The organism is Mycolicibacterium sp. Y3 (assembly GCF_051188035.1).
GTDB classification, from domain to species: Bacteria; Actinomycetota; Actinomycetes; order Mycobacteriales; family Mycobacteriaceae; genus Mycobacterium; species Mycobacterium fluoranthenivorans.
In genome coordinates, this window is record NZ_JAVQLT010000001.1 from 1,590,080 (window position 1) to 1,607,969 (window position 17,890).

General features: G+C 67.3%; 18 protein-coding genes. 11 read left to right on the forward strand and 7 right to left on the reverse strand.

Annotated elements, in window-relative coordinates:
- Positions 1-6: 6 nt before the first annotated feature.
- Genes QN239_RS07830 through QN239_RS07840 form a run of 3 tightly spaced genes read right to left on the reverse strand, consistent with a single transcriptional unit; the run spans position 7 to position 4,471 of the window.
- A complete protein-coding gene (locus QN239_RS07830) occupies positions 7-1,602 on the reverse strand; it encodes an acyl-CoA carboxylase subunit beta (protein WP_499009299.1) in 1,596 nt (531 codons plus the stop codon).
- A complete protein-coding gene (locus tag QN239_RS07835) occupies positions 1,599-2,762 on the reverse strand; it encodes an acyl-CoA dehydrogenase family protein (protein WP_499009302.1) in 1,164 nt (387 codons plus the stop codon). The genes QN239_RS07830 and QN239_RS07835 overlap by 4 nt, the downstream gene beginning before the upstream one ends.
- A complete protein-coding gene (locus tag QN239_RS07840) occupies positions 2,759-4,471 on the reverse strand; it encodes an acyclic terpene utilization AtuA family protein (protein ID WP_499009305.1) in 1,713 nt (570 codons plus the stop codon). The genes QN239_RS07835 and QN239_RS07840 overlap by 4 nt, the downstream gene beginning before the upstream one ends.
- Before the next feature lie 315 nt (positions 4,472-4,786).
- Here QN239_RS07840 and rpmF point away from each other — a divergent pair, with 315 nt between their 5' ends.
- The 7 genes from rpmF to mspA (QN239_RS07875) all read left to right on the forward strand — a co-directional run bounded on the left by rpmF (position 4,787) and on the right by mspA (QN239_RS07875) (position 11,334).
- Positions 4,787-4,960 (forward strand): 50S ribosomal protein L32, encoded by a 174-nt coding sequence (gene rpmF / locus QN239_RS07845; protein ID WP_024453127.1) that lies wholly within the window; start codon positions 4,787-4,789, stop codon positions 4,958-4,960.
- A gap of 68 nt (positions 4,961-5,028) precedes the next feature.
- Positions 5,029-5,715: a response regulator transcription factor gene (locus tag QN239_RS07850; protein ID WP_090354937.1), complete on the forward strand. Its 687-nt coding sequence runs from the start codon at positions 5,029-5,031 to the stop codon at positions 5,713-5,715.
- Positions 5,716-5,726: 11 nt separating this feature from the next.
- Entirely contained in the window at positions 5,727-7,220 is a 1,494-nt protein-coding gene (locus tag QN239_RS07855) for a HAMP domain-containing sensor histidine kinase (protein ID WP_499009309.1), read from the forward strand.
- A gap of 173 nt (positions 7,221-7,393) precedes the next feature.
- Complete coding sequence (locus QN239_RS07860; protein ID WP_499009312.1) at positions 7,394-8,746, forward strand: S1C family serine protease; 1,353 nt, start codon at positions 7,394-7,396, stop codon at positions 8,744-8,746.
- Entirely contained in the window at positions 8,743-9,309 is a 567-nt protein-coding gene (locus tag QN239_RS07865; RefSeq protein ID WP_090354942.1) for a MogA/MoaB family molybdenum cofactor biosynthesis protein, read from the forward strand. Before QN239_RS07860 ends, QN239_RS07865 begins: the two co-directional genes overlap by 4 nt.
- 668 nt (positions 9,310-9,977) lie before the next feature.
- Positions 9,978-10,613: a porin MspA gene (mspA, locus tag QN239_RS07870; protein ID WP_187096823.1), complete on the forward strand. Its 636-nt coding sequence runs from the start codon at positions 9,978-9,980 to the stop codon at positions 10,611-10,613.
- Between the two features lie 97 nt (positions 10,614-10,710).
- Positions 10,711-11,334, forward strand: a complete 624-nt coding sequence (gene mspA, locus QN239_RS07875) for a porin MspA (RefSeq protein ID WP_499009316.1) — start codon at positions 10,711-10,713, stop codon at positions 11,332-11,334.
- A gap of 57 nt (positions 11,335-11,391) precedes the next feature.
- On the opposite strand, the gene mscL is transcribed toward mspA (QN239_RS07875), so the two are convergent.
- From mscL to QN239_RS07895, 4 genes are all read right to left on the reverse strand, one after another.
- Positions 11,392-11,784 carry a large-conductance mechanosensitive channel protein MscL gene (gene mscL, locus QN239_RS07880; protein WP_187096821.1) on the reverse strand — a complete coding sequence of 131 codons (393 nt, stop codon included), beginning with the start codon at positions 11,782-11,784 and terminating at the stop codon, positions 11,392-11,394.
- 72 nt (positions 11,785-11,856) lie between these two features.
- On the reverse strand, positions 11,857-12,516 hold the full coding sequence (locus QN239_RS07885) for an SAF domain-containing protein (RefSeq protein WP_499009319.1): 660 nt from the start codon (positions 12,514-12,516) through the stop codon (positions 11,857-11,859).
- 61 nt (positions 12,517-12,577) lie between these two features.
- Entirely contained in the window at positions 12,578-12,928 is a 351-nt protein-coding gene (locus tag QN239_RS07890) for an FmdB family zinc ribbon protein (RefSeq protein WP_499009322.1), read from the reverse strand.
- Between the two features lie 73 nt (positions 12,929-13,001).
- Positions 13,002-13,592: a 5-formyltetrahydrofolate cyclo-ligase gene (locus tag QN239_RS07895; RefSeq protein WP_499009325.1), complete on the reverse strand. Its 591-nt coding sequence runs from the start codon at positions 13,590-13,592 to the stop codon at positions 13,002-13,004.
- Positions 13,593-13,645: 53 nt separating this feature from the next.
- On the opposite strand from QN239_RS07895, the gene QN239_RS07900 reads away from it, so the two are divergent.
- The 4 genes from QN239_RS07900 to sepX all read left to right on the forward strand — a co-directional run bounded on the left by QN239_RS07900 (position 13,646) and on the right by sepX (position 17,875).
- Positions 13,646-14,557, forward strand: coding sequence for a UTP--glucose-1-phosphate uridylyltransferase (locus QN239_RS07900; RefSeq protein ID WP_499009326.1), 912 nt, complete (start codon positions 13,646-13,648; stop codon positions 14,555-14,557).
- A gap of 39 nt (positions 14,558-14,596) precedes the next feature.
- Positions 14,597-15,850, forward strand: coding sequence for a molybdotransferase-like divisome protein Glp (glp, locus tag QN239_RS07905; protein WP_187096818.1), 1,254 nt, complete (start codon positions 14,597-14,599; stop codon positions 15,848-15,850).
- Positions 15,851-15,921: 71 nt separating this feature from the next.
- Entirely contained in the window at positions 15,922-16,575 is a 654-nt protein-coding gene (locus tag QN239_RS07910) for a GNAT family N-acetyltransferase (protein ID WP_499009329.1), read from the forward strand.
- Between the two features lie 208 nt (positions 16,576-16,783).
- Positions 16,784-17,875: a divisome protein SepX/GlpR gene (gene sepX, locus QN239_RS07915; protein WP_499009331.1), complete on the forward strand. Its 1,092-nt coding sequence runs from the start codon at positions 16,784-16,786 to the stop codon at positions 17,873-17,875.
- The last annotated feature ends 15 nt before the right edge of the window (positions 17,876-17,890 follow it).

Sequence of the window (17,890 nt, forward strand, 5' to 3'; positions counted from 1 at the left end):
TCATCACTACATCCTGAAGACGCCGAAGTTCGACGTCCCCTCGATCGGGCCACTGGCGATGGCGGACAAGCACATTCCCAACACGGTCCGGGTGTCGCGGGGATCGATCACGCCGTCGTCGTAGAGTCGGCCGGATAGGAAGGCCGGCAGTGATTCGGCCTCGATCTGTGCCTCCACCGCGGCCCGCAGGGCCGCATCGGCGTCCTCGTCGACCGTCTGTCCGCGGGCCTCGGCGGCGGCCCGGCTGACGATGGAGAGCACACCGGCCAGCTGGGTGCCGCCCATCACCGCGGATTTCGCACTGGGCCAGGCGAACAGGAACCGCGGATCATAGGCCCGCCCGCACATGCCGTAATGCCCGGCGCCGTAGGACGCACCGATCAGCAACGAGATATGCGGCACGGTCGAGTTGGAGACCGCGTTGATCATCATCGAACCGTGTTTGATCATGCCGCCCTCTTCGTACTGCTTGCCCACCATGTAGCCGGTGGTGTTGTGCAGGAACAACAACGGGGTGTCGGCGCGGTTGGCGAGCTGGATGAACTGGGTGGCCTTCTGGGATTCCTCGCTGAACAGCACGCCCCGCGCATTGGCCAGGATGCCGACCGGGTAGCCGTACAGCCGTGCCCACCCCGTCACCAGCGAGGAACCGTACAGCGGTTTGAACTCGTCGAAATCGGAGTCGTCCACGATCCGGGCGATCACATCGCGCGGATCGAACGGGATACGCAGGTCGGCGCCGACCAGGCCTATCAGTTCCTCCGCGTCGAAGCGTGGTTCGACCACCGGGGCGGGTGCGGGGCCTTGTTTGTGCCAGTTCAGCCGCGCCACGATGCGCCGCCCGATCCGGATGGCGTCGAGTTCGTCGATGGCCAGGTAATCACCCAGACCGGAAGTGCGGGAGTGCATCTCGGCGCCGCCGAGGGATTCGTCGTCGGACTCCTCGCCGGTGGCCATCTTCACCAGCGGCGGTCCGGCCAGGAACACCTTGGAGCGCTCCTTGATCATCACGACGTGGTCGGACATGCCGGGGATGTAGGCGCCACCGGCGGTGGAGTTGCCGAAGACCAGTGCGATGGTGGGAATGCCGGCGGCGGACAACCTGGTCAGATCCCGGAAACCCCGGCCGCCGGGGATGAAGATCTCCTTCTGGGTGGGCAGGTCGGCCCCGCCGGATTCGACCAGGGAAATCAGGGGGAGGCGGTTCTCCAGCGCGATCTGGTTGGCCCGCAGCATCTTCTTCAACGTCCACGGATTGGTGGTGCCGCCTTTGACCGTCGGGTCGTTGGCGACGATCAGGCATTCGACGCCTTCTACCGCGCCGATCCCGGTCACCACGCTGGCGCCGACGGCGAAATCGCTGCCCCACGCCGCGAGCGGGCTCAGTTCCAGGAATGGCGAATCCGGATCCACCAACAGTTCGACCCGTTCGCGTGCGGTCAGCTTGCCCCGGGCATGATGGCGGTCGACGTATTTCTCCCCGCCGCCGGCGAGCGCCTTGGCGTGCTCGGTTTCGAGCTCGGCGAGTTTGGCCGCCATCGCCTCGGCCGCCTCGGCGTACGCGGGCGAGCGAGGATCCAGGGTGGATTTCAGTGTGGTCATGCCTGATACCCCAACGTCTTGGCGGCCAGTGCGGTCAGGATCTCCGTGGTACCCCCGCCGATCCCGAGGATCCGCATATCGCGGTATTGCCGCTCGACCTCGGATTCGGCCATATAGCCCATGCCGCCGAACAATTGGACGGCCTGGTTGGCCACCCACTCGCCGGCCTCCACGGCGGTGTTCTTGGCGAAGCACACCTCGGTGATCAAGTTGTCATCCCCGTTCAGTTGCCGCTCCACCAGCCGCCGGGTGTACACCCGGGCCACATCGATCCGGCGCGCCATCTCGGCCAGCGTGTTCTGCACGGCCTGGCGCGTGATGAGTGGCCTACCGAACGTCTCGCGGTTGCGGCACCAGTCGACGGTGAGGTCGAGGCAACGCTGAGCACTCGAATATGCCTGGGCGGCAAGACCGACCCGTTCGGACACGAACGCGCCCGCGATCTGCAGGAAGCCGGTGTTCTCCACGCCCACCAGATTGGTGACGGGGACCCGCACATCGGTGTAGGACAGCTCGGCGGTGTCGCTGGAGCGCCAGCCCATCTTGTCCAGCTTGCGGCTGACCTCGAATCCCGGTGTGCCCTTGTCGACCACGATCAGGGACACCCCGGCCGCGCCCGGGCCGCCGGTGCGCACGGCGGTCACCACGTAGTCGGCCCGCACGCCCGAGGTGATGTAGGTCTTGGCGCCGTTGAGAACATAGAAGTCGCCGTCGCGGGAACTCTCCAGCCGTGCGGTGGTTCTCAGATGCCCGACGTCGGAGCCACCACCGGGCTCGGTGATGGCCAGTGAGCCGATCAGGTTGCCCTGCAAGGTGGGTCGCACGTAGGTGTCGATCAGCCGCTGGTCGCCCGAGGCGATCATGTGCGGCACAGCGATCCCGCAGGTGAACAGGGAGGCGAACACGCCGCCGGGGGCGCCGGCCTGGTGCATCTCCTCGCAGATGACGACGGCGTCGGCGCCGTCGCCACCCCCACCGCCCACCGATTCGGGCATCCCGGCGCCGAGCAGTCCCGCGGCGCCGGCTTTGAGGTGCAGATCGCGCGGCAGCTCACCGTCGCGTTCCCACGCCGAGGCATTGGGCAGGATCTCGCGTTCGGCGAAGGTGCGCACCGTCCTTCGGAGCTCGTCGCGTTCTGGGGTGTGCCAGATGTCGGTCACAGCAGCCTTTCCGGGATGTCGAGACAGCGGGATCGCAACCATTCGCCGAGGCCCTTGGCTTGCGGGTCGAACCGGGCTTGATAGGCGACACCCTTGCCCAGGATGCCGTCGATGACGAAGTTGAGTGCGCGCAGATTGGGCAGCACGTACCGGGTGACCTCCAGTTCGGCAGTCTCCGGCAGCAATTCGCGCAGCCTGTCCGCCGTCAGGGTGTGCACCAGCCATTGCCACTGCGGGTCGGTGCGCACCCACACGCCGACGTTCGCCGATCCGCCCTTGTCGCCGCTGCGGGCACCCGCGACGCGGCCCAGCGGGGCTCGCACCGTCGGCCCGTCGGCGGGTGGCGGCGGCAGGGGAGGTTCGTCGGCGGGGGCCAGCACCAGCGTCTCGGTGGCGGCGGGGATATCGACCCGGGTGCCGTCGGCGTGCACCGCGATATGCGGCACCAGCCCGGCGTCGACATAGCCAGGGGTGAACACGCCGTACACCTGACCTTCCCCGGGCGGCGCGGTCGAGGTGAAGCCGGGGTAGCTGGCCAGCGCGAGTTCGACGGCGGCCGAAGAGAACTGGCGCCCCACCTTGGCGGGATCAGGGTCGCGGACCACGCAGTGCAGCAAGGCGCTGGCGGCTTCTTCGGTGTCGGCATCGGGATGGTCGGTACGGGCCAGGGTCCATTCCAGCTCGGCCGGTCGCGTCGTGAGGCTGCTCTCCAGCTGGCGCTGCAGCAATTCGGCCTTGGCCTCGATGTCCAGGCCGGTGAGCACGAACGACGTCGCGTTGCGGAACCCGCCGATGCTGTTGAGCGACACCTTCAGCGTCGGTGGCGGTGCCTCGCCGCGCACGCCGTCCACCCGCACCCGGTCCGGCCCGTCGGGGGACAGCGATATCGAATCCATCCGCAGCGTCACGTCCGGATTGGCATACCGCGCGCCGGTGATCTCGTAGAGCAGTTGCGCGGTGACGGTATCCGGGCTGACCAGACCGCCGGTCCCGGCGTGTTTGGTGATGACCGAGGATCCGTCGGCGGCGATCTCGGCGAGCGGGAAGCCGGGCCGGAACACCCCGGTGGCCGTCGGGATCTCCGTGAAGAAGGAGAAGTTGCCGCCGGTGGCCTGCGTGCCGCATTCGATGATGTGCCCCGCGGCGACGGCACCGGCCAGCGCGTCGTAGTCGGTCCGGCTCCAGCCGTGATGTGCTGCGGCCGGCCCGACGATGACCGAGGCATCGGTGACGCGGCCGGTCACCACGATGTCGGCGCCGGCGTTCAGGCAGTCGACGATGCCCCACGCGCCGAGGTAGGCGTTGGCGGCGAGCACGTTCCCGAACCCCAGTTCCTCGGCGCGCCCGACGAGGTCGTCACCTTCTACATGGACGACGTTGACGGCCAGGCCCAGGCGCTCGGCCAGTTCGCGCACCGCGGTGGCCAGGGCCGCGGGGTTCAGGCCACCTGCGTTGGCCACGATCTTCACGCCCCGGTCGAGCGCGATGCCCAGGCAGTCTTCGAGCTGACGCAGGAAGGTCTTGGCGTAGCCCAGCCCGGGGTTCTTCGCGCGGTCGCGCGCCAGGATGAGCATGGTGAGTTCGGCGAGATAGTCGCCGGTCAGATAATCCAGCTCACCACCGCTGAGCATCTCCCGCATCGCCGTGAGGCGATCGCCGTAGAAGCCCGAACAGTTGCCGATCCGGACCGCACCAGCTGCAGGCGTCACGCATTCTCCCTCGAACTGGACGCGATCTGACCGCGACCAACCAACCGGTAGGTTATCGGGTACCGCCGGTCTCGAGTCAAGGGGTCGGGTGGGCCCGAGCCTGAAGCGAGGCATCGATCCGGAAGCCGGCGTCGCCCTGGGTTCAGTCTCGGTGACGAGGTGTGGCGTGGTGGGCCGATTGGATGAGGAAACGGCGTCCGGTGACCCCCGACCGGCCAGCGGTTTGGAGGCAACCGGCAGCCCGGGCTATCCTGGATGCCAATTGCCGCCGCTGTGCTCTGCGCGTCGGTGCCCCCTCAAGAGGAGATCTCGATCATGGCTGTGCCCAAGCGCCGGATGTCGCGCTCGAACACCCGTAGCCGCCGCGCGCAGTGGAAGACCGAGGCCACCGGCCTGGTCAACGTCAATGTCGCCGGTCAGCAGCACAAGGTGCCGCGTCGCCTGCTCAAGGCTGCCCGTCTCGGCCTCGTTGACCTCGACCGCAAGTAAGCGTCCGGCAGACACCTCTCCGGCGCGCCTCTCAGGTCGCTCTCAGACGGGCGGGTGACACTGTGGCGGTGCGCATTCTTGTCGTTGACGACGATCGCGCGGTGCGCGAATCACTGCGCCGGTCGCTCTCTTTCAACGGGTACTCGGTCGAATTGGCCCAGGATGGTGTCGAGGCACTGGATCTGATTTCCAGTGACCGTCCGGACGCCTTGGTCCTGGATGTCATGATGCCGAGGCTCGATGGCCTGGAGGTCTGCCGGCATCTTCGGAGTACCGGTGACGATCTGCCGATCCTGGTGCTGACCGCCCGTGATTCGGTATCCGAACGGGTGGCCGGCCTCGATGCGGGCGCCGATGACTACCTGCCCAAGCCGTTCGCGCTCGAGGAACTGCTGGCCCGGATGCGGGCGCTGCTCCGGCGCCGGGTGCCCGACGACAGCAGCGAATCCCGCGCACTGACCTTCTCGGATCTGAGTCTGGATCCCGTCACCCGCGAGGTCACCCGCGGTGAGCGGTCCATCAGCCTCACCCGCACCGAGTTCTCCCTGCTGGAGATGCTGATCGCCAATCCGCGCCGGGTGCTCACCCGCAGCCGCATTCTCGAAGAGGTGTGGGGATTCGATTTCCCGACATCGGGCAATGCTCTCGAGGTGTATGTCGGATACCTACGGCGCAAGACCGAGGCCGAAGGAGAACCGCGGCTGATCCACACCGTGCGCGGGGTGGGTTATGTGCTGCGTGAAACGCCGCCCTGATGCCCGGTCGGATGAACGCCGTGAAACCGCCTCATCGTCGTTACAGCACGGTTCGCAATGTCAGTTCGGTCTCGCTGCGCTGGCGGGTGATGCTGCTGGCGATGTCGATGGTGGCCATGGTCGTGGTCCTGATGGCCGTCGCCGTCTACGTGGTGGTGTCGCGTTCGGTGTTCGCCGATATCGACAATCAGCTGCACAGCCGGGCCCAGCTGCTCATCGAGAGCGGGTCGCTGGCCGCGGATCCGGGTAAGGCCATCGAGGGCACCGCCTATTCGGATGTGAACGCCATGCTGGTCAGCCCCGGCCGCTATATCTACACGGCTAATCAGCAGGGTCAGACGCTGCCGCTGGGCGCGCCCGAGAAGGCGGTGGTCCAAGGCGAACTGCTCATGTCGCTGCGCACCGTCAACAACCAGCGGGTGCTGGCTGTGCATCTCGCAGACGGTAATTCGCTGCTGATCTCCAAGAGTCTTGCGCCGACGCTGGCGCTGCTCAAACGGTTGGGCACGGTGCTGGCCATCGTGGGCGGCGCGGGGATGGCGGTGGCCGCCATCGCCGGCGGGATGGTCGCCCGCGCCGGCCTGCGTCCGGTGGGCAGGCTGACCCAAGCCGCCGAACGGGTGGCTCGCACCGACGACCTGCGGCCGATCCCGGTGGTCGGCACCGACGAACTCGCCCGGCTCACCGAGGCTTTCAACATGATGCTGCGGGCACTGGCCGAATCCCGGGAACGCCAGGCCAGGCTCGTCACCGATGCCGGACACGAACTGCGCACGCCGCTGACCTCGCTGCGTACCAACGTCGAGCTGCTGATTGCCTCCATGGCGCCGGGGGCGCCCCGGCTACCCGACGACGAGATGGCCGGGCTGCAAGCCGACGTGGTCGCTCAGATCGGCGAATTGTCCACCCTGGTGGGCGATTTGGTGGACCTCAGCCGGGACGACGCCGGTGTCGTCATCCATGAGGCGGTGGACATCTCCGAGGTGGTGGAACGGTCGCTGGAGCGGGTGCGCCGTCGCCGCGGCGATATCGAGTTCGACGCCGACGTCATCTCGTGGCAGGTCTACGGCGATGCCGCGGGACTGTCCAGGGCCGTGCTCAATTTGCTGGACAACGCGGCGAAATGGAGCCCGCCCGGCAGTCGGGTGTCGGTACGGCTCCAGCAGCGCGACGCCGTGCACGCGGAACTGGTGGTGTCCGATCGCGGACCGGGCATCCCGCCCGAGGAGCGTGACCTGGTCTTCGAACGCTTCTACCGGTCGACGTCGGCCCGGGCCATGCCCGGATCCGGTCTCGGCCTGGCGATCGTCAAACAGGTGGTGCTCAAACACGGTGGGACTCTTCGGGTCGAGGACACCGTGCCGGGTGGCGACCCGCCGGGCACCTCGATCCGGGTACTGCTGCCAGGTCGGCGGGCGATCCCCGAAAGCACTGCCGACATGCCCGCCGCGACACGCGCCGTCAATTCAGTGGACGGTGCGGTGGCCGGCGCGGAGAATAATTGACGCTCGGCCTGAGGGTACTGCGGCGCATCGGGGTGTGATCTGGGACGCGAGGGGGATTTCTTCGTGTTGTCCTGGACGTTCTCTAAGTGGATTCTCAGCCCAAGTGGGCACTGTGTACGTGACGGATGCGTTGACCAGGTAACAGGATCTCGACAGAAAGAGCGCGGAGCCACATGACGAACCACCCCAGGTACACGCCCCCGCAGCGCCCCGGCGGGTATGAACCGGGGTCCGGGTACTCCCCGCCGCACGGTGTTCCGCAGACCGGCCCGCAGACCGGCTACCAGCAGTCGTACGACTGGCGATACGCGCAGCAACCCCGTCAACAGCACCCGCCGCAGCCCCAGTACGACCCGTATCGACCCGCCGGAGGGCCCGGTCCGGTGCCCGGGCATCGTCCGGAAAAGCGTTCGCGCACAGGGGCTTTGGTCGCCGGAGCGATCGCCGTCGCGGTCGTGTCGGCCGGCGTCGGCGGTGGGGTGGCCGTCTTGGCCCAGCCGGACCGGACCACGGCCACCACCTCTTTCGGTGGCGCGACCCCAGGTGTCCCGGCCGCCAACCTGCCGGTGGGCTCCGTAGAGCAGGTCGCCGCCAAGGTGGTGCCCAGCGTCGTCAAGCTGGAGACCGATATGGGCCGGGCGTCCGAGGAGGGCTCGGGCATCATCTTGAGCACCGACGGGCTGATCCTCACCAACAACCACGTGGTGGCCGGCGCGGGTCCCGGAGGCCCGTCCGCACCCGGGGCGCCGTCCGCCGGTGGTGCCGCACAGACCAAGGTGACCTTCGCCGACGGCCGGACCGCGACGTACAGCGTCGTCGGGACCGATCCCAGCAGCGATATCGCGGTGGTGCGCGCACAGGGCGTGTCCGGCCTGACCCCGATCACGGTGGGCTCCTCGGAGAACCTGCGGGTGGGCCAGGACGTGGTGGCGGTCGGCTCGCCACTCGGACTTGAGGGCACCGTCACCACCGGCATCGTCAGTGCACTGAACCGGCCGGTGGCCGCCGGCGGCGATGCCAAGAACCAGAACACCGTGCTCGACGCCATCCAGACCGATGCCGCGATCAATCCCGGTAACTCCGGCGGCGCGCTGGTCAACATGAACGGTGAGCTGGTGGGCGTGAACTCGGCCATCGCCACCCTCGGTGGCGATTCGGGCCAGTCCCAGAGCGGTTCAATCGGGCTCGGCTTCGCGATCCCGGTGGACCAGGCGAAGCGGATCGCCGACGAGCTGGTCCAGAACGGGACCGCCACACATGCCTCGCTGGGCGTGCAGGTCGGTAACGACGCGGGTGTCGACGGTGCCAAGATCGTCGAGGTGACCGCGGGCGGCGCGGCCGCGTCGGCGGGCCTGCCCAGCGGTGTGGTGGTCACCAAGGTCAACGACCGGGTGATCGGCAGCGCGGACGCGTTGGTGGCAGCGGTGCGATCCAAAGCGCCCGGCACCAAGATCACCCTGACCTACCTGGATCAGTCCGGGAAGCCGGCCACGGTGGACGTCACCCTGGGCAAGGCCGCGCAATGACCCGCACACGTGGCGACGCGCGGCTGTCGGCTGCTCCGTTGTCTGTGGCCGGATATACGGTGGCACTCATGGAACAACCTGGGTCGGTGGTAGGGCGTGCACTCGTCGTCGTGGTCGACGACCGGACTGCGCATGGGGAAGAAGATCACAGCGGGCCGTTGGTGACCGAGCTGCTCGGGGAGGCCGGATTCCTGGTCGACGGGGTCGTGGTGGTGTCCGCCGATGAGGTGGAGATCCGCAACGCGCTCAACACCGCGGTGATCGGCGGGGTGGATCTGGTCATCTCCGTCGGCGGCACGGGCGTGAGTCCGCGCGATGTGACCCCGGAGGCCACCGTCGACATCCTGGATCGCGAGCTGCTCGGCATCTCCGAGGCGCTGCGGGCGTCGGGACTGTCCGCCGGCATCATCGACGCCGGTGTCTCGCGGGGTCTGGCCGGTATCTCGGGCAGCACCCTCGTGGTCAATATCGCGGGTTCGCGGGCGGCAGTGCGCGACGGAATGGCCACTCTTGGCCCCCTGGCGGGCCAGATCATCGGCCAGCTCTCGAGCCTGGACATTTAGAAGCGTTTGTCAGATCAGAAATATGCTCGTTCGCGCACGTGAAGGAAGAAATCGCAGGCCCGTTGCGTTACACGCGTGTGAACTGCACCGGGCCTGTGATTGTGATCTTAGTCACACCTGGAGAGTGATGTGAGCGGTCCCCCGAAGCCTTCGCGAGATGTAGTTAACGCCATCTTCGGCGACGAGCTGCCGAGCACGACGAGCGATGAGCGCGGTGACAATTTGCCGGCGGAGGCATCTGATCGCGATCGGTGGCTGCGGGACAACGTGCCGCCGCACCACGGCTGAGCTGTGTTTTCGTTCTGATCGGCTGGAATCTCTTTGATTTCGGCGCAAATCTCTGTGCGCCTTGACGCGTGAGGCAAATGTGTACCCGCTGTGGTGCGCTGCCGCTGGTGCGCCCGATCGTTGCTGCATCTGCATGACCCAGCAAACTCCCGTCGCGGTGTAGGGGGGTGCCGGATGTCGCCATGTACGCGTTGCCGGGTGGATGCCTCCCCGTTATGTTCCTCGTGTCAACGATGAGCAAAGAGTAAGAGCAACATGTGGGCTTTCTAATTTGGTTCACATGGAGGTCTTGCAAGGTGTGAGGTTGCGTGAGGGCCGGGCCACACATCGACAGATACGGTGTTCCACGCCAGAACACCGTCGGCACAGCTAGGGAGAACATGAAGGCATTCAGTCGGGTGCTGCTTGCGATGGTCACTGTCGTGGCTGGAGCGTTTGCATCGCTCTTTATCAGCACGGGCACTTCTCACGCAGGTCTGGACAACGAGTTGAGTCTCGTTGACGGCAAGGACCGGACCCTCACCATCCAGCAGTGGGACACGTTCCTCAATGGTGTGTTCCCGTTGGACCGCAACCGGCTGACCCGTGAGTGGTTCCACTCGGGTAAGGCCAAGTACATCGTCTCGGGCCCGGGCGCGGATGACTTCGCCGGCACGTTGGAGCTGGGTTACCAGATCGGCTTCCCGTGGTCGCTCGGTGTGGGTATCAACTTCAGCTACACCACGCCGAACATCCTGCTCGACGATGCGACGCCGTCGAACCCGCTGCAGGTGATCACGCCGAACCTGTTCCCGGGTGCGTCGATCAGCGCGGATCTGGGTAACGGCCCGGGTATCCAGGAAGTGGCGACCTTCTCCACCGATGTTTCGGGCGCCAATGGTGCGGTGGCGGTGTCGAATGCGCATGGCACGGTGACCGGTGCTGCCGGTGGTGTGCTGCTGCGTCCGTTCGCTCGGCTGATCGCCAAGGAGGGTGACTCGGTCACCACCTACGGCGAGCCCTGGAACATGAACTGACGTTTCGGCGATAAACGGCGCGGGGGTGCCGTCTGGGCTTCGGCTCCGGACGGCACCACCTGCGTATTTAGGCCACCACACACAGGTAAGGGAGAACATGAAGGCATTCAGTCGGGTGCTGCTCGCGATGGTGGCGGCTCTTGCCGCGCTGTTCGTGGGTACGGGCACTTCTCACGCAGGTCTGGACAACGAGTTGAGTCTCGTTGACGGCAAGGACCGGACCCTCACCATCCAGCAGTGGGACACGTTCCTCAATGGTGTGTTCCCGTTGGACCGCAACCGGCTGACCCGTGAGTGGTTCCACTCGGGTAAGGCCAAGTACATCGTCTCGGGCCCGGGCGCGGATGACTTCGCCGGCACGTTGGAGCTGGGTTACCAGATCGGCTTCCCGTGGTCGCTCGGTGTGGGTATCAACTTCAGCTACACCACGCCGAACATCCTGCTCGACGATGCGACGCCGTCGAACCCGCTGCAGGTGATCACGCCGAACCTGTTCCCGGGTGCGTCGATCAGCGCGGATCTGGGTAACGGCCCGGGTATCCAGGAAGTGGCGACCTTCTCCACCGATGTTTCGGGCGCCAATGGTGCGGTGGCGGTGTCGAATGCGCATGGCACGGTGACCGGTGCTGCCGGTGGTGTGCTGCTGCGTCCGTTCGCTCGGCTGATCGCCAAGGAGGGTGACTCGGTCACCACCTACGGCGAGCCCTGGAACATGAACTAGCGCTTAGCCGAACCAACGAAATCAGCCCCCGGTCATGACCGGGGGCTGATTTCGTCTCTACGCCTTGTCGAGCGGATTGCCTTCCGGATGGCCGGCCAACAGGTCGCGGATCTCGGTGAGCAGGACCACCTCGGCGTCGGCGACCTCTTCCTTCTCCTTACGGAACTTGCTGTAGGGCAGCACGATCAGGAAGTAGACGACACCCGCGACGAGGACGAAGTTGATCATCGCCGACAGCAGCAGGTTGAAGTCGATGGTCTGCCCGCCGCCGATGTTGATGCGCAGGATGCCGTAATCGGAATCACCCGCGCCGATACGGCTGATCAGCGGAGTGATGATGCTTTCGGTGAACTTCGTGACCAGCGCGGTGAAGGCGGTGCCGATGACGACGGCCACCGACAGATCGATGATGTTGCCGCGGAGCAGGAATTCTTTGAAACCTTTGAGCATGCGGGGACCCTTCCAGCAGTTCGATGAGGTAATCGGCCACGCAAACATTACCGAGCCGAGGCGATCGCGACGTCAGTGAAGGGTGACTGTGATCTGCCTGGTCAGTGCCGTCCCGGCCACCTGGTGGGCCGCTGTCCGGGGCAAAGTCACCAGCACCACCCGGTCGGCGCCGGCCGACGGACCCGTCGCGCGCGGCGACACCAGGGTCACCACGGCGTCGGTGGCGATCACTTCGGGGCGGCTCTCCGTCCCGGCCGAGGTGCTGTCACCGGCCAGTACGTCGACCACATCACCGGGCCGGATCAGATCGACCAGCGCATCGTCGGCCAGGTGCAGCGAAACGATGCGGGCGTCCGACCCCGCCGTGGCCTCGGCCAGACGCGAGCCGAGCAGCCGCACATCGGTGAGCACCTCACCCCGGCGCGCCGGGCCGGCCAGCGTGGCGTCCAGGACGGCCGCGACCTCGGTCTGTGCGCCGTCGGGGACGGCTGCCGCCGAACGGATCTCGACCCGGACGTCGGCGGGGGTGAGAGCGGTGCCGGGCGCCAGATCGCGCACCGCGACGAGAACCGGACGTCGCGCGGTGTCCGGGTCGGGACGCAGCGCCGCGATGGCGGCCAGGACCACGAGCAAACCCGCCGCGATACGACGGGCAGCGACGGTCCGGGTCCACTCGGGGCGCAGGGCCTGACGTACGCGTGTCCAGAGCGCAGGATTCAGTGATTCCCCCACACGGCCACGCTAGGCCGCCGATGAGGGCGTGCACAGCCCGCGTCGGCGGGCCTGTGGATAACTAGCTGGAGGCGGCCGCAGCCGGTGCTGAGCTGCCCGAGCTGGAGCTCGACGATGTCGATGACGAGGTGCCGGCCCCCGACGAGGACGTGCTCGACGAATCCGACGAGGACGAGGTCGACGAGCTGTCACTCTTGGCCGACGACGTCGTGCTGCCACTCGACGACTTCGAAGCATCGCGGCTGTCGTTGCGGTAGAAGCCGCTGCCCTTGAACACCACTCCGACCTTGCCGAACAGCTTGCGCAGGCGGCCGGAGCACTTGGGGCAGGTGGTCAACGCATCATCGCTGAACGCCTGTACGGCATCGAAGCGGTTGTCGCATTCGGTACACGCATAGGAATAGGTAGGCACGAAAACCTCCGAGACAGTCAAAACTTTCTAGCACTCTAGCGGTCCAAGTGCTAGAACCGCTATGTGGGTCAGGTCATTCCCGGCTCGGCAGCGCCACCACGCCCCGCTCCGGGGTGAGTACGTGTGTCATCGGCACGTCATGGGGTTCGGCGGGCACCTCGTCGACCAGTTCGTCATCGCGCACCACCGCGATCAGCTGAGCATGCGGATCGGCTAGCGGCAGCGCCCGATCGTAGAAACCCGCGCCGCGGCCGAGTCGCGCCCCGCGCCGGTCGACCGCCAGCGCAGGCACCAACACCACCGTCGCGGTCCTGATCGTCTCGGGTTCCCGCCACGGCGGCGCCGGTTCGCGCAAACCGAACGGCGCCGCGACCAGTCGGCCGGGCACGTACTCACCCCACTGCATCGGCTCTCCGTTGCGGGCGACCGGCAGCAGCACCCGCACTCCGGCGTGGACGAGCGCGTCGAGCATCGCCACCGAACCGGGTTCCGCCCCCATCGGTACGTGGCCGCACACCGTGTCGCCGGGCCGGGCGCGCGAGGACAGGTAGGAGATCAGATGAGTTTGCAGAGCGGCGGACTCGGCCCGCTTCTGCTGCGCGGTTACTGTGCGGCGAGCCGCGAGGATTCGCATCCGGAGCGCGGGTTTTGTCAGGATTGCCACGATTGCGCCGCTATCCCTTCGCCTTCGATCGCGCGGGCATTAGTGTGTCAACGATGACACAGGCACAGGTCAAGATTCCGCGGACGGCCGTCGTACCCGCGGCTGGTCTGGGGACGCGTTTCCTCCCGGCCACCAAGACGGTTCCCAAAGAATTGCTGCCGGTGGTGGACACCCCGGGGATCGAGCTCGTGGCCGCCGAAGCTGCCGAGGCCGGAGCCGAACGACTGGTGATCATCACCTCCGAGGGCAAGGACGGTGTCGTCGCGCATTTCGTCGAGGACCTGATCCTGGAGGGCACGTTGGAAGCCCGCGGCAAGCACGTGATGCTGGAAAAGGTCCGTCGTGCGCCGGCTTTGATCAAGGTCGAGTCGGTGGTGCAGGCCGAACCGCTCGGGCTGGGCCATGCCGTCGGTTGCGTCGAGCACAAGCTGCTGCCCGACGAGGACGCCATCGCGGTGCTGCTGCCCGATGATCTGGTGCTGCCGACCGGGGTGCTGGAGACGATGTCGAAGGTGCGGGCCAAGCGCGGTGGCTCGGTGCTGTGCGCCATCGAGGTACCCGAGGACGAGATCAGCGCCTACGGTGTCTTCGACGTCGAGGTGGTGCCCGACGCGGCCAATCCGAACGTGCTCAAGGTCAAGGGCATGGTGGAAAAGCCGAAGAAAGAGGACGCACCGTCGCTGTTCGCCGCCGCCGGACGCTATGTTCTGGACCGGGCCATCTTCGACGCGCTGCGGCGGGTCGACCGCGGTGTCGGTGGCGAGATTCAGCTCACCGATGCGATCGCGTTGTTGATCGAGGAGGGTCATCCGGTGCATGTGGTGGTGCACCGCGGGTCCCGACACGACTTGGGAAATCCCGGCGGGTACCTCAAGGCTGCGGTTGACTTTGCGTTGGAACGCGACGACTACGGACCGGAGCTGCGGCGCTGGTTGGTCGAGCGATTGGACCTGGTCGAGAAATAGCGACTGCGCGGCCGGTCCTGGACAGGAGAAAGGCGTGCCGTGCGTTCGGTTGAGGAGCAGCAAGCTCGAGTAGGGGCTGCTGCGGTGGCGCCCCGGCCGGTACGAGTGGCGATCGCCGAATCGCAGGGCCTGATGTGTGCCGAAGAGGTGGTCACCGAGCGGCCTCTGCCGGGCTTCGATCAGGCTGCCATCGACGGGTACGCCGTCCGCAGCGTCGATGTGGTCGCGGTCGGCGGTACCGACGACGACGGCGTGAGCCGTGAGGTGAGCCTGCCGGTGGTCGGGCACGTGGATGCCGGTGCCCGGACTCCGAGCAGGTTGCAGCCGCGCCAAGCGGCCCGGGTGCAGACCGGTGCGCCGATGCCCACCCTGGCCGACGCGGTGTTACCCCTGCGCTGGACCGATGGCGGCCAGTCGCGGGTGCGGGTGCTGCGCGGGGTGCGCTCGGGTGCCTATGTGCGCCGGACCGGCGACGATGTTCAGCCGGGCGATGTGGCGGTGCGCGCGGGCACGATCATCGGCGCGGCTCAGGTGGGTCTGCTGGCCGCGGTCGGCCGTGACCGGGTGCTGGTGCATCCGCGCCCCCGGATGTCGGTGCTCTCGGTGGGCGGCGAACTGGTCGACGTGTCGCGGACGCCGGGCAACGGGCAGGTCTACGACGTCAACTCCTATGCCTTGGCCGCGGCCGGGCGCGATGCCGGTGCCGAGGTGAATAGGGTCGGGATCGTCAGCGCCGACCCGGGGGAGCTGCGCGAGGTTGTCGAGGGGCAGATCAGCAGGTCCGAGGTGGTGGTGATCGCCGGTGCGGTGGGCGGGGCGGCCGCGGAATCGGTCCGCTCGGTGCTGTCCGGACTGGGGGAGATGGAAGTGGTGCGGGTGGCCATGCACCCCGGTTCGGTGCAGGGCTTCGGACAACTCGGGCGCGACGGCGTGCCGGTGTTCCTGCTGCCAGCGAATCCGGTGAGCGCCCTGGTGGTCTTCGAGGTGATGGTGCGTCCGCTGATCCGGATGTCGCTGGGTAAGCGGCAGCCGATGCGCCGGGTGATCCAGGCCAGGACCTTGGCGCCGATCAGTTCGGTGGCCGGTCGCAAGGGGTACCTGCGTGGGCAGTTGATGCGAGATCAGGACACCGGTGAGTACCTGGTGCAGGCCCTCGGTGGCACGCCGGGTGCGTCCTCGCACCTGTTGGCCACCCTGGCCGAGGCGAACTGTCTGGTGATCGTGCCGAGCGAAGCCGAGCAGATCCGCATCGGTGAGGTCGTCGACGTTGCGTTCCTCGCACAGCGCGGCTGACGTCGAGTGAGCGAAGCTTGCGGAGCGAACCTACTGATGGCACGTGGGAGCCGAGCCTGCGAGGCAACCACGTGAACCGCTGGCGTACGAGTGCTGTCCATCCCGGATGGCCGCTACCCGTAGGGCCCATCCGGGTGCGGGCCGGCCTGGTGAGCCTGCGCCCGATCCGGCTGCGTGACGGCGCTCAGTGGAGCCGCCTGCGCCTGTCCGACCGTGCCCACCTGGAGCCGTGGGAGCCCAGTGCCGAGGTGAGCTGGGAAGTGCGCCATGCCCTTTCGTCGTGGCCGGCGGTGTGTTCGGGACTGCGCGGGGAGGCCCGCAAAGGTCGCATGCTTCCCTATGTCATCGACCTCGACGGGCAGTTCGCCGGGCAGATCACCATCGGCAACGTGACGCACGGCGCGCTGCGCTCGGCGTGGATCGGGTACTGGGTGGCCAAGGAGTTCACCGGCGCCGGGGTGGCGACGGCGGCGCTGGCGCTGGGGCTGGATCACGCCTTCGGTCCGGTGATGCTGCATCGAGTGGAGGCGACGGTGCGACCCGAGAACGCGCCCAGCCGCGCGGTACTGGCCAGGGCCGGTTTCCGTGAGGAGGGCCTGTTGCGGCGTTATCTCGATGTGGACGGGGCATGGCGGGACCATCTGCTGGTGGCGATCACCGTCGAAGAGGTGCAGGGTTCGGTGGCCGCCCAGCTGGTCCGCAGCGGCCGGGCCAGCTGGACCTAGCCGACGTGCGCCCAAATGATCACACGGGCGGGGAAGTGCGAGTGAAATCCGACATTTCGTCGACCTCGGCGACGCGCTATGTGGCAAATGTGACGCGTGTGACTGATGGTGCTTGTATCCAGCGAATTACAGGTGTGTAATTGTGTCGGCGCGCCGCGGACGGATGCGCTGGTCACAGACCTAGCCTGAAGGGGAAAGGAAAGGCGTCATGCCAAGCATCCCCCAATCTCTGTTGTGGATCTCCCTCGTCGTGCTCTGGCTCTTCGTTCTGGTGCCGATGCTGGTGAGTAAGCGCGACACCGTCCGCCGCACCAGCGATGTCGCCTTGGCGACGCGGGTGCTCAACACGGGCCGCAACGCGCGCCTGCGGCGGCGCGGCCGCCCGGCCGGGGGGCACCACAGCGACCCCGAATGGCAACCGGCCGAGGACGAGTACGTCGGCGACCTGGATGACGCGGACGACCTGGAAGGCGACCACGCCGAGCAGCCCGCACGCCGCGCGGTGGTGCTGGCCGCGGCAGCGCCGGAGGTCGCCGAGCCGGACTATCTGGACGTGGACATCGTCGAAGAGGACTCCGGCGCCCTGCCGATCGGGAAGTCGTTCGGCAAGGACGAGCCCCAAACCGAGGAATTGCCCTTGGATTTCGGTGACTCCGTCGCCGAGCCTGCGGCTGAGCCGGTGGCCGCCGAGCCGGTGGCCGCCGAGGCGGTGGACGAACCCGTCGCCGAGGCAGCTGAGGCAGCTGAGGATGACGTCGAGGACGACTCGGCCGACGATCTGTCCGACGGTGCCGACGACGACTACGAGTACATCGACGACACATCCGGTCTGGAAGCGGAAGCCGAGACCGGGGCCGACTCGCTGTCGGCGGCGCGCCGCAACCGCTTCGAGTCGAAGACTGCCCAGGCGGTCAGCGCCCGCAAGTACACCTTCCGCAAGCGCGTGCTGTCGGTCATGGCGGTGCTCCTGGTGGGGACCGCGGTACTGCCGTTCCTGCTCGGCCCGAGCGCGTGGTGGCTGTGCGGCACGGTCGGCGCGGTGACCGTTCTGTATCTGGCCTACCTGCGCCGCCAGACCCGCATCGAGGAGCAGCTGCGCCGTCGGCGTGCGCACCGGATGATGCGGTCGCGGTTGGGCGTGGAGAACACCACCGACCAGGAGTACGACGTCGTGCCGGCCCGACTGCGCCGTCCCGGTGCGGCGGTCCTGGAGATCGACGACGAGGACCCGATCTTCGAGCATCTGGAGTACACCAGAGCCGCCCGGAGCTGGGATCTGCCCCGCGCGGCGGGCCAGTGATCGCTCGATAGCGGC

Coding starts and splice junctions, on each gene's coding strand:
- QN239_RS07830 (WP_499009299.1), bottom strand. CDS start 1,602: ATGACCACACTGAAATCCACCCTGGATCCTCGCTCGCCCGCGTACGCC.
- rpmF (WP_024453127.1), top strand. CDS start 4,787: ATGGCTGTGCCCAAGCGCCGGATGTCGCGCTCGAACACCCGTAGCCGC.
- QN239_RS07855 (WP_499009309.1), top strand. CDS start 5,727: ATGAACGCCGTGAAACCGCCTCATCGTCGTTACAGCACGGTTCGCAAT.
- QN239_RS07860 (WP_499009312.1), top strand. CDS start 7,394: ATGACGAACCACCCCAGGTACACGCCCCCGCAGCGCCCCGGCGGGTAT.
- QN239_RS07865 (WP_090354942.1), top strand. CDS start 8,743: ATGACCCGCACACGTGGCGACGCGCGGCTGTCGGCTGCTCCGTTGTCT.
- mspA (WP_187096823.1), top strand. CDS start 9,978: ATGAAGGCATTCAGTCGGGTGCTGCTTGCGATGGTCACTGTCGTGGCT.
- mspA (WP_499009316.1), top strand. CDS start 10,711: ATGAAGGCATTCAGTCGGGTGCTGCTCGCGATGGTGGCGGCTCTTGCC.
- mscL (WP_187096821.1), bottom strand. CDS start 11,784: ATGCTCAAAGGTTTCAAAGAATTCCTGCTCCGCGGCAACATCATCGAT.
- QN239_RS07900 (WP_499009326.1), top strand. CDS start 13,646: ATGACACAGGCACAGGTCAAGATTCCGCGGACGGCCGTCGTACCCGCG.
- sepX (WP_499009331.1), top strand. CDS start 16,784: ATGCCAAGCATCCCCCAATCTCTGTTGTGGATCTCCCTCGTCGTGCTC.